The following is a 9,850-nucleotide window of genomic DNA, read 5'->3' on the forward strand; positions in this document are numbered from 1 at the left end:
GGTTGTGGCGGATTCGTCTCGCCTTTTCCCGCCACAACCTCGGTCTCGGCGTTGCCGCTTACCGCTGAGCGAGGCTCCCCGGGAACAGATACTGGTCCGCGGGCCGGGTCGTGCTGTGGAACCACGCGGTGAAGAATCCGGAGAGGTCCTTACCGGTGGCCTTCTGCACGTAGGCCTCGAACTGCGGCCAGGTCGCATTGCCCCATTTGTGCGCCGACGGCCATGACCGCAGAATCTGCAGGAACGGCCCGTCCCCGATGGTGCGGCGCAACGCATGAAGTGCCAGCGGGCCCTTGCCGTACACACCGAGCGGGTTGAAGACCTCGTCCGCACTGCATTCCGCACCGTCCGGGCACATGTCGTAGAGCAGGTTCCCCCACACCTTGTCCTCATCCCAGATCTTCTCGACGGTCTCGCGGTAGTGCTTGTCGATGGACTTGCCTTCCTTTTCCTCCGACCACATCCACGGCAGGTACGAGGCGAAGCACTCGTTGAGGCAGATATCGCGCCACTGCTCGACCGACACCACGTCGCCGTACCACTCGTGAGTGTTCTCGTGCACTACCACCGACAGCCGCTTTTCTTCCTCGGTATCGCGGCTGAACGTGTAGTACGGGCGGGTCTGAGTTTCCAGGGCGCTGAATGAAATGTCCTCGCGGATCGGGTCGGCGAAGATGCCGCCCGCCGCTACATGCGGGTACTTGCCGAGCTTGGATTCCAGGAAGCTGAGCACCTCGGGCAATCGTGCCTCGGCGTTACCGGAACCGGCGTCGGGCGCAAACGCGCTCACCACCGGAGTACCGCTGGGCAAGGTGGACCGGAACACGGAGAAATGATCCACGGCGAACGGAACCAGGTACATGGCAACGGGATTAGGCTCGTTCCAGGTGGTGGTGGTCCAGCCACCGGACTCGGTGGCCTTCCCTTCCCTGCCACCGCCCACGGCCACCCACGAGGAGGGCACCGTCGCGGTCAGTTTGAACGGCGCTTTGTTCACCGGGGTGTTGTTCGACGGGTACCAGTTCTCGGCACCATCGGGTTCACCGCCCTTGGCATATCCGCCGCTGGTGCTGCGTACCCAACCCGACAGCGCGCCGAGACCGCGTTCCGTCGCCTCCTGTTGCTCGTTGAAGGCATACGTGACCGTGGTCGTGAAGGAACTTCCGGTGCGGATGCCCTTGTCCGGAGTAACAGTCATCTCGTGCTCGCCGCTGAATTCGGTGCCGGCCGGCCGGCCGTCCACGGACGCCGTCACCGTTCCCAGATCCGAGAAGTCCAGGTTGAAGCTCGACAGGTTCTGGGTGGCGGCCGCGCGAATCACCATCGTGCCGTTCACATCGGTGGTCTCTGGGTCGAAGCGCAGCATCAGGTCGTACTGGGTGACGCGGTAGCCGCCGTTGCCATCCTGCGGGAAGTAGCTGTCGATCCCGTTGGGTGATCCCGGGGTGAAGACATCGGTTGCCTGCGCGGGGGCCACGCCACCACCGATCACGAGCGCCGCCAGAACAGCCGGGATCCCGAGAGTCTTGAGAATCATGTGAGCCTTACGTAGAGCGGGCCCCTGTGACCCTGTTGAACGACTCTACGTAAGGCAGCACGGATCGCGGGTAGCTACTGCAGGTGTGCCGGATCCATCCAGCTGACCTCCCACACGTGTCCGTCCAGGTCACGGAACGACCGTCCGTACATAAAGCCAAGTTCCTGCGCCGGCATCCAATCCACCCCACCGGCGGCAAGCGCCGCATCCGTCAGTTCGTCGACACCCTCTCGGCTGTCGGCCGAAACACAGAGCAGCACTTCACGATTCTTGGAGGTATCGGCGATGTCGTCGGCGATGAAACCGCGGAATCGGTCTTCCTCCAGCATCATCACCCAGCTCTGTTCGTTAATGACCATGCAGAGGGTGTTCTCGTCGCAGAACTGGTCGTTGAATGAGAAGCCGAGGTGATCGAAGAACTTACGGCTGGCCGCGGCGTTGGCGATGGGAAGGTTGACGAACAGCATGCGGGACATCGGGTCTCCTCAGTGCGTAGACGGCGGCGTTTCCACCGTTCATCAGTACCGACTACCCGGGGTCCGGAAACTCATCGCCGCTCCCATGCGTACTCGGGAACGGCGCGCAGAATATCGATCAGGTACCGCACGTGCGGCTCAACCCATTCTGGCCTCAGCGCCTCCCACCTCCAGGTAAACAGGTTGGAGTTATCGAACCTCATCGGCAGTTGAAACCGCCGGTCGGTCAGCATGCGGTGCATGGTGCTGGGATTCAATACGTCGTAGGCGAATCGGTTGTTGTTGGTGCGGATGCGAAAGCGCCGATTGAAGTCCTCCGACTCCAACTTGAGATCCCCGAGCCCCATCGCATCCTTCAGGCCGGACAGCGCCCCTTCGGGAGTTACCACCAGCATGTTCGGCGACGGCGGCGTCCTTACACACGTCACCATGGCGGTGTAGATGATCTCGGAGTTCTCCGATGAGTCACCCGTCCTATACGTGTAGGTGAACGACACGAAGGGCACCCCATCAATGACGCCGCGAATCACGTCCGTCGCGGATCTACTGTGTCCCAAACCAAATGGCGCATGGGCCGAAAGCCTGACGAGACCGGGTTCATTCTCGGCGAAGCTCCATCCCCGGCCAGACGCGAAGGACCACAACCACGCCGAGCGCCGTTGACGGTTCCGCTGAGCTGCCTTGAACATCCACACGCCCAGCAGCACAAGCCCGCCGAAGCCTACGGCCAGCGCGCAGAGGACCAGCACGCCGAACAGCGCACTCACCTACTGCTGCGGAGGTGGATTCAGTCGGTCGAAAGCTCCGCGAATGTTGGGCACCTTTCGAGCCTCTGGATCGTCAAGCTCGAAGTAGTCGGCTGCGGTGAACCCGAACCATTTCGCCACAATGTTCGAGGGGACCGTCTGAACCTTCGTGTTGAGCGCACGCACATTGCCGTTGTAGAAGCGCCGGCCCGCCGCGATGCGATCTTCGGTATTGGCGAGTTCGTTCTGAAGTGCGACGAAGTTCTGAATCGACTGCAGCTGTGGGTAACTCTCGGCGATGGCGAAGAAACGCCCCAAGGCTCCAGAGAGCTGCTGCTCGGCCTGAGCCTGAGCCGTCACGCCCTGATGTGTGGCGGCCGCGTCGCGGGCAAGGTTGCGTGCGGCGGTCACCTGCTGCAACGTATCCCGCTCAAACTGCGCTGCCGCACTGGCTGTTTCGATCAGATTGGGAATGAGGTCATGGCGTCGCTGCAGTTCGACATCGATCTGCTTCCACGCCTCCTGGACCAGATTGCGGATTCTGACGAACCCGTTGTACGTGGTCATGAGCCAAAGTCCAATCGTCAGCGCGAAAAACACCGCGACGACGATGGCGATCAGAAGTGGAGTCATTTCCTTCTCTTAGTGTTGTTCCCACGCATACGCCGGGATTGGTTCGACGGTATCTATCAGGTATTGCACCTCGCTGGCGATCCGCTGCTCATCGAGCTTGCCGCGACACCAGGTCAGCAGTCTCCCGTTCTCGAATCGCAAGGGTTGCGAATACCTTTGGTCTGCCAACATCCGCTCCATGGTCCGCGGGTTGAGTACGTCGTAGGCAAACCGCTCCGGAGCGGCCTTGACGTTGAACCGCTTGTTGAACTCGTCGGATTCGAACTCCAGATCCGTAAACCCCACGGCACGAGCGAGTCCCGCCAATAGACCCTCGGGCTTGATCTCCAGCCGATACGGCGACGGCGGCGTGACGATGCAGGTCACCATGAAGTAGTAAGTCTCGGTGCTCCGCTGGTCGCCACTGCCGGTGGTGACCTTGTAGGTGTACTGGAATGACACGAATTCATGACGGCCAATGCTGCCGTTGAAGACGTCGTGAAACCTGCGGCTATGCCCCTGCCCAAAGGGCTCATCATGGGACAACCCCAGCAGGCTCTGGTCCTCAGCGCTGTACGTCCAACCGTTCGCCTGGGCCCAGGCGCTCAGGGTGGCGATTCTCTTCTGGCGCATCCGGGACGAGAGGAACCACACCCCCGCAAAGACCAGCACGAAGAGAGCGATACCCGTCGCCATCAGCAGGCCCTCAGACACGTTCCCCCCTCGCTACCCGTTGCCCCTGCACACATCGTACCGGGACAGCGAGCAATACCTGTTAGCTCGACGAATTCCACACTCGAGACAGCCCAGGGCGGCAAGATCGGGGTATGCAATTCACTCAGTGGCTGCACCGTGCCCTACAGCAGGATCCGAACCGCCCCATCACCATCGACAAGGGCCGGGAACGCACCGTGGAGCAGTTCGCCGACCGCGTCGCCCGGTTGGCCGCGGGGCTTGCATCACTCGGCGTCCAACCGGGCGACCGCGTGGGCATGCTGTCGCTGAATTCCGACCGTTACGTCGAATACCTCACCGCGGTGCCGTGGTTGGGCGCCGCACTGAACGCCGTTAACATCCGCTGGAGCCTTGCCGAGATCGGATACTCCCTGCGTGAGTCCGGCACTCGCGTGCTACTGGTCGACGACGTGTTCACGGCTGCTGCCGCACCCTTGCGCACCGCGTGCGCTTGCCTGGACACCGTCATCTACTGCGGTGACGGTCCGACACCCGAGGACATGATCGGGTATGAGGACCTCCTGGCCGCGCACGAACCTATCGACGACACCCGCACCGGCGGCACCAGCCTGCTGGGCGTCTTCTACACCGGAGGAACCACCGGAAACCCGAAGGGCGTCATGCTGTCTCACGACAATGTGCTGACGTCGGCGATGGGGTCGCTGTCCACCGGCAACTTCCTCACCCGGGGCGGCCGCCTGCTGCATTCGGCACCGATGTTCCACATGGCCGACTTCAGCGCCGTGATGGCGGGGAACCTATCCGGTTCTACGCACGTGATCATCCCGTCGTTCACGCCGCAGGGCGTGCTGGATGCCATCGTCAAACATGACGTTCAGGACATGCTCTTGGTGCCCACCATGATTCAGATGCTGGTGGATCATCCGGCAGCCGCCGAGCTCGACCTCAGAGGTATCCGCGGAATCACCTACGGTGCCTCGGTCATCTCCGAGGCGGTGTTGCAGCGCGCCAAGCAGGTGTTCCCCAACGCGCGATTCACCCAGGCCTACGGAATGACCGAGGTCTCTCCCGTGGCGACGCTGCTGTTACCCGATGATCATGACAACCCCGCGCTGCTGCGCTCGGCGGGACGCGCGGCGCCGCACTGCGAGGTCAAGATCGTCGACCCGGACGACAACGAGGTGCCACGCGGCGAAATAGGCGAGGTAATCGTCAAGGGCGACAACGTCATGCTTGGCTACTGGGAACTGCCCGATGAGTCGGCAAAGGCCATCCGCGGTGGGTGGATGCACACCGGCGATGCCGGCCGGATGGACGACCGGGGCTACGTATACATCGTCGACCGCATCAAGGACATGGTGGTGACCGGCGGCGAGAACGTCTACTCGGCCGAGGTGGAGAATGCGCTGGCCAAGCATCCGGCGGTGGCGGCATGCGCAGTCATTGGCATTCCCGACGAGCAGTGGGGTGAACGCGTGCACGCCGTAATCGTCAAACAGACGGAAGCCGCGTGCTGCGATAGCGACTTACAGGAGCATTGCCGCGCGCACATCGCCAACTACAAGGTTCCCCGCAGCTTCGAGTTCGTCGACGAACTTCCCCTGTCGGGAGCAGGAAAGATTCTCAAACGAGTTCTCCGCCAGAAATATTGGGAGAAACGAGACGCCGGAGTCTCCTAAGACAACTGGTGTACGGTGACGCCCACGTCGATCGATAGGGAGAAATCGCATGGGACGCGTCACCGGGAAAATTGCTTTGATCAGTGGGGGAGCACGTGGGATGGGTGCCGCCCATGCACGCGCTCTCGTCGACGAGGGCGCCAATGTGATGATCGGTGATCTTCTTGACGAAGCCGGTGAAGCTCTAGCCGCCGACCTGGGCCCGAGTGCTCGCTACGTGCACCTGGATGTCACTGACAAGCAGCAATGGATCGACGCCGTCGCGGCCACTAATTCGGCGTTCGGACCGGTGAATGTGCTCATCAACAATGCGGGTATCGCCAACGGCAACCTGCTCACGGACTTCGAGCTCACCGAGTGGCAACGCATCCTCGATATCAACCTGACGGGCACATTCCTGGGTTGTCAGGCGGTAGCGCAGACGATGATCGACAACAAGGCCGGGTCGATCATCAACATCTCGTCGGTTGAGGGCTACCGCGGCAGTCCTGGCCTGCACGGCTACACGGCGACGAAATTCGCGGTGCGCGGGCTGACCAAATCAGTCGCGCTTGAGCTGGCGCCGCACGGTGTCCGGGTGAACTCCGTCCATCCCGGACTCATCCGGACCGATATGACGGCAGGTATCCCGGAGGACTTTCTACAAATCCCGCTGGGCCGGGCGGCCGACCCCGCCGAGGTCTCGGCGCTGGTTCTTTACCTGGCCAGCGACGAGTCCTCCTACTCGACGGCAGCGGAGTTCCTCATTGACGGCGGCCTCATCGCAGGCGTTCCGCACAAGACCTCATAATCATGCATAGATAGTCGTCAGAGCCACTCTTGGCCCGCTGACCACGGGCTTTTAGAACGCGTTTCACTTTTCGCCTAAAGCCGCTATCCTCGTCCACGAGAGTGATCTGGTTCACGTGTATCTGGAAGGACTAGCCAGTCAATGAAGACAAAAGGCGCGCTGATTCGCGAGCTCAACAAGCCGATCGTCGTCGACGACATCACGCTCGGCGATCCCGCTGAAGGCGAAGTTCAGGTCCAGTTGCACGCCGCTGGCATGTGCCATTCCGACTACCACGTGCTGACCGGCGCCACCCCGATGGAACTGCCGGTGCTGCCCGGACACGAGGGCGCGGGTGTCGTCACCAAGGTGGGCAAGGGCGTCACCTCCGTCCAGGAGGGTGACCACGTCATCTTCGCCTTCATCCCGGCCTGCGGTAAGTGTCCGCCGTGTATGCGCGGCTTCCGGTCGCTGTGCGATCGAGGCGCAATCCTGCTGGGCGGGAAGGCTATTTCGGATGGCACCAATCGCATCCATGCCGGCGACACCCCCGTCTCGGCAATGAACCTGCTCGGTACCTTCTCGCCGTACGCCGTGGTCCACGAGGATTCCGTCGTCAAGATCGATGACAGCGTGCCCTTCGAGTCGGCCGCACTGCTCGGCTGCGCCGTGCCCACCGGCTTCGGCTCTGCCACCAACATCGCCGAGGTCAAGGCCGGCGAAGACGTCATCATCGTCGGCGTCGGCGGAATCGGCATGAGCGCCCTGCAGGGCGCTGTCGTCTCCGGAGCCCGGTACGTCATCGCGATCGACCCGGTGCCGTGGAAGCGTGAGCAGGCCCTCAAGTTCGGCGCCACCCACGTCTACGCCTCGATGGCCGAGGCCATCATGCCGGTTATGGACCTGACCTGGGGCATCATGGCGCAGAAGACCATCATCACGGTCGGCGAGATGAAGGGCGAATACATCGAAGAGGCCATGATCCTCACCGCCAAGACCGGCACCTGTGTGGTTACCGGCATGGGCGCCATGGTCGACGTGGACGTCAAGTTCAACCTGTTCCTGTTCACCATGTTGCAGAAAACGCTGAAGGGCAACATCTTTGGTGGCGGAACCACACACACCGAGACCCCCCGCCTGGTCGGCCTGTACAAGCAGGGCCTATTGAAGATCGACGAGATGGTCACCACCACCTACAGCCTGGAGCAGATCAACGAGGGCTACCAGGACATGCTCGACGGCAAGAACATCCGCGGCGTCATCAAGTACACCGAAGCCGACTGGTAAGCCGAATCTTTCACCGGCAGTAACGCCACGCAGACGATTCCCCGGATTCTCTGCGTGGCGTTACTGTCGGTATATGGCCATCGACATTAGGCGCGCGAGTGAGCGGCTCGCGACCACAATCTCGTGGCTGGATTCCAAGCACTCGTTTTCCTTCGGCGAGCACTACGACCCGCACAACACCCATCACGGGCTGCTCCTGGTCAACAACGACGACATCGTGCTGCCGGGTGCAGGATTCGAGACGCATCCCCATCGCGACATGGAAATCGTCACCTGGGTCCTCCAGGGATCCCTGGTCCACCAGGATTCTGAGGGTAACGCCGGGGTGATCTACCCCGGTCTGGCACAACGGATGTCGGCAGGTACCGGCATCCTGCATTCGGAGAAGAACGACTCCTGGCGGTTGTCCGGAGAGCGGCATAGCGATCCGGTGCGATTCGTCCAGATGTGGGTGACCCCGGATGACTCCGGGATTGATCCCGGTTACCAACAACGAGAGATCGACGCAGAGCTGCTCGCCGGCGGGCTGGTGACCGTGGCCTCCGGAATGCCGCGGCACCGGGATCAGACCGCGATCACCATCGCCCAGAAGAACGCGGCGCTGCACGCGGCCCGTATCCGTGCCGGCAACAGCGTCGAGCTTCCCGCCGCACCCTTCGTGCATCTTTACGTCGCGCGCGGCGCCGTAGCCCTCGAGGGCGCGGGTGAGCTGACCGAGGGGGATGCCGTGCGGCTGACCGACACCGGGGCCGCCCGAGTCACCGCGACCATCGACGCGGAAATCCTCGTCTGGGAGATGCACACCCGTCTGGGCGGCTAGCGCGCCAATCGCGACGCTGCCGATGTGGGATCGATCCCCACTTGTTACCAAAGTTGACTGTGTTGCTGCTGTGATTATCGTTGACTGTTCAGGAACTTCACAGAAGGGGCGGCCGTGGGCATTTCACCCTTTTCTCGCCTTCGGCGGCCCACTTCCGGACGTCGCCTGATGACCGCAACCGCCGGCATGATGCTGATAGCCGCGCTGCCCGTTCCGGCCACCCACAACACCGCTCGCGCCGAGGCGGCTCACGATGCGGTGCTCGCGGCCATCGCCAACACCAAGGGCACCTTCCTGGTCTACAACTTCGGAGGCGGCAACCCGGCGCCGTTTCGCAACGCCGCGGGTAGTGAGTACACACTGGACAACGGCGGCCACCTGATGGTCATCAAGAGCGCCTCGTCACGGCTGCGCGCAAATCTGTTGGTGGACACCCATTCTGGGTATCAATCCCGATGTGAACGCGATGCACGCGCGCGTACCTCCGAAGGTCTGTGGCAGGCATCCGAGACATACAAGCCGATGGCCGCCTGGACGCTCATGGGCAAGCCCACCTTCATCATCAACGCCAACTTCTTTGACGTCCGCGGCCAACAGGGCGGCACCTGGAAGAGCACCGGATGCACCTCCCCCCTGGGCGCCTATGTCGATACCGCCAACGGCAGCGCCAACTACAACAAGCAGGTCACCGGAACCCGCGTGTACGCGGGGAAGCAGGCACTCTCCGGCGGTGACGAGATCTGGACGGCGCTGGCCACCATGGTCTTTTCTCCAGGTTCGGCGCCCGAGGTCATCGCCTCCGCGGGACCGAAGGACTATGGGTATGCCACCGCACCCCTAGAAGGCCTGATGGACAAGGGAGTTCAGTTCGTCGCGGTAAGCGGCTTGAAGCTGTTGCTTCCAGGATTCACCGAGCAGCTGAACGACCCGGGCCCAGCGGCCGCCCGCACCGCGCTCGGCTACAAATCCGCGACCGATGAGCTGATGGTCTTCCAGGGCGGCAGTTACACCCCCGACAACCTCCAGGATCTCTACCGCGGGCTGGGTGTCGACAAAGCCATCGCACTCGACGGCGGCGGCTCATCGGCCATCGTGCTGCGCCGCGATGCCGGTGGCATGTGGGCCGGATATGGCTCACCCAAAGGTAATTGCGATACCACCTACACCCTGTGCGATGCCGCGGGCGGAGTCGGCCGGGCGCTGCCCAGCTGGCTGGGATTCAGCTAGA

At 62.4% G+C, this 9,850-nt stretch carries 10 protein-coding genes; 5 read left to right on the top strand and 5 right to left on the bottom strand.

What is annotated here, in order from left to right; all coding sequences use genetic code 11:
- Window positions 1-58: 58 nt before the first annotated feature.
- From BB28_RS22770 to BB28_RS22790, 5 genes are all read right to left on the bottom strand, one after another.
- Window positions 59-1,537, bottom strand: coding sequence for a M1 family metallopeptidase (locus BB28_RS22770; RefSeq protein ID WP_046255168.1), 1,479 nt, complete (start codon window positions 1,535-1,537; stop codon window positions 59-61).
- Between the two features lie 74 nt (window positions 1,538-1,611).
- The gene (locus BB28_RS22775; RefSeq protein ID WP_046255169.1) at window positions 1,612-2,013 is read right to left on the bottom strand and encodes a VOC family protein; all 402 of its coding nucleotides are present in this window, start codon (window positions 2,011-2,013) and stop codon (window positions 1,612-1,614) included.
- A 71-nt stretch (window positions 2,014-2,084) separates the two neighbouring features.
- Window positions 2,085-2,780: a DUF3137 domain-containing protein gene (locus BB28_RS22780; protein WP_052740334.1), complete on the bottom strand. Its 696-nt coding sequence runs from the start codon at window positions 2,778-2,780 to the stop codon at window positions 2,085-2,087.
- Window positions 2,781-3,392, bottom strand: coding sequence for a LemA family protein (locus tag BB28_RS22785; RefSeq protein ID WP_046255170.1), 612 nt, complete (start codon window positions 3,390-3,392; stop codon window positions 2,781-2,783).
- A 9-nt stretch (window positions 3,393-3,401) separates the two neighbouring features.
- The gene (locus BB28_RS22790; protein ID WP_046255171.1) at window positions 3,402-4,085 is read right to left on the bottom strand and encodes a hypothetical protein; all 684 of its coding nucleotides are present in this window, start codon (window positions 4,083-4,085) and stop codon (window positions 3,402-3,404) included.
- 113 nt (window positions 4,086-4,198) lie between these two features.
- On the opposite strand from BB28_RS22790, the gene BB28_RS22795 reads away from it, so the two are divergent.
- The 5 genes from BB28_RS22795 (at window position 4,199) to BB28_RS22815 (ending at window position 9,849) form a co-directional block, all read left to right on the top strand.
- Window positions 4,199-5,746 carry a long-chain-fatty-acid--CoA ligase gene (locus BB28_RS22795; RefSeq protein ID WP_046255172.1) on the top strand — a complete coding sequence of 516 codons (1,548 nt, stop codon included), beginning with the start codon at window positions 4,199-4,201 and terminating at the stop codon, window positions 5,744-5,746.
- A 49-nt stretch (window positions 5,747-5,795) separates the two neighbouring features.
- Entirely contained in the window at window positions 5,796-6,536 is a 741-nt protein-coding gene (locus tag BB28_RS22800) for a glucose 1-dehydrogenase (protein WP_046255173.1), read from the top strand.
- Window positions 6,537-6,677: 141 nt separating this feature from the next.
- Window positions 6,678-7,802 (top strand): NDMA-dependent alcohol dehydrogenase, encoded by a 1,125-nt coding sequence (locus BB28_RS22805; RefSeq protein ID WP_046255174.1) that lies wholly within the window; start codon window positions 6,678-6,680, stop codon window positions 7,800-7,802.
- 73 nt (window positions 7,803-7,875) lie between these two features.
- Complete coding sequence (locus BB28_RS22810) at window positions 7,876-8,622, top strand: pirin family protein (RefSeq protein WP_046255175.1); 747 nt, start codon at window positions 7,876-7,878, stop codon at window positions 8,620-8,622.
- A gap of 114 nt (window positions 8,623-8,736) precedes the next feature.
- Window positions 8,737-9,849, top strand: a complete 1,113-nt coding sequence (locus BB28_RS22815) for a phosphodiester glycosidase family protein (protein WP_046255176.1) — start codon at window positions 8,737-8,739, stop codon at window positions 9,847-9,849.
- Window position 9,850: the final 1 nt, after the last annotated feature.

Origin of the sequence: Mycobacteroides chelonae CCUG 47445, from assembly GCF_001632805.1 — a bacterium.
Taxonomy (GTDB): Bacteria; Actinomycetota; Actinomycetes; order Mycobacteriales; family Mycobacteriaceae; genus Mycobacterium; species Mycobacterium chelonae.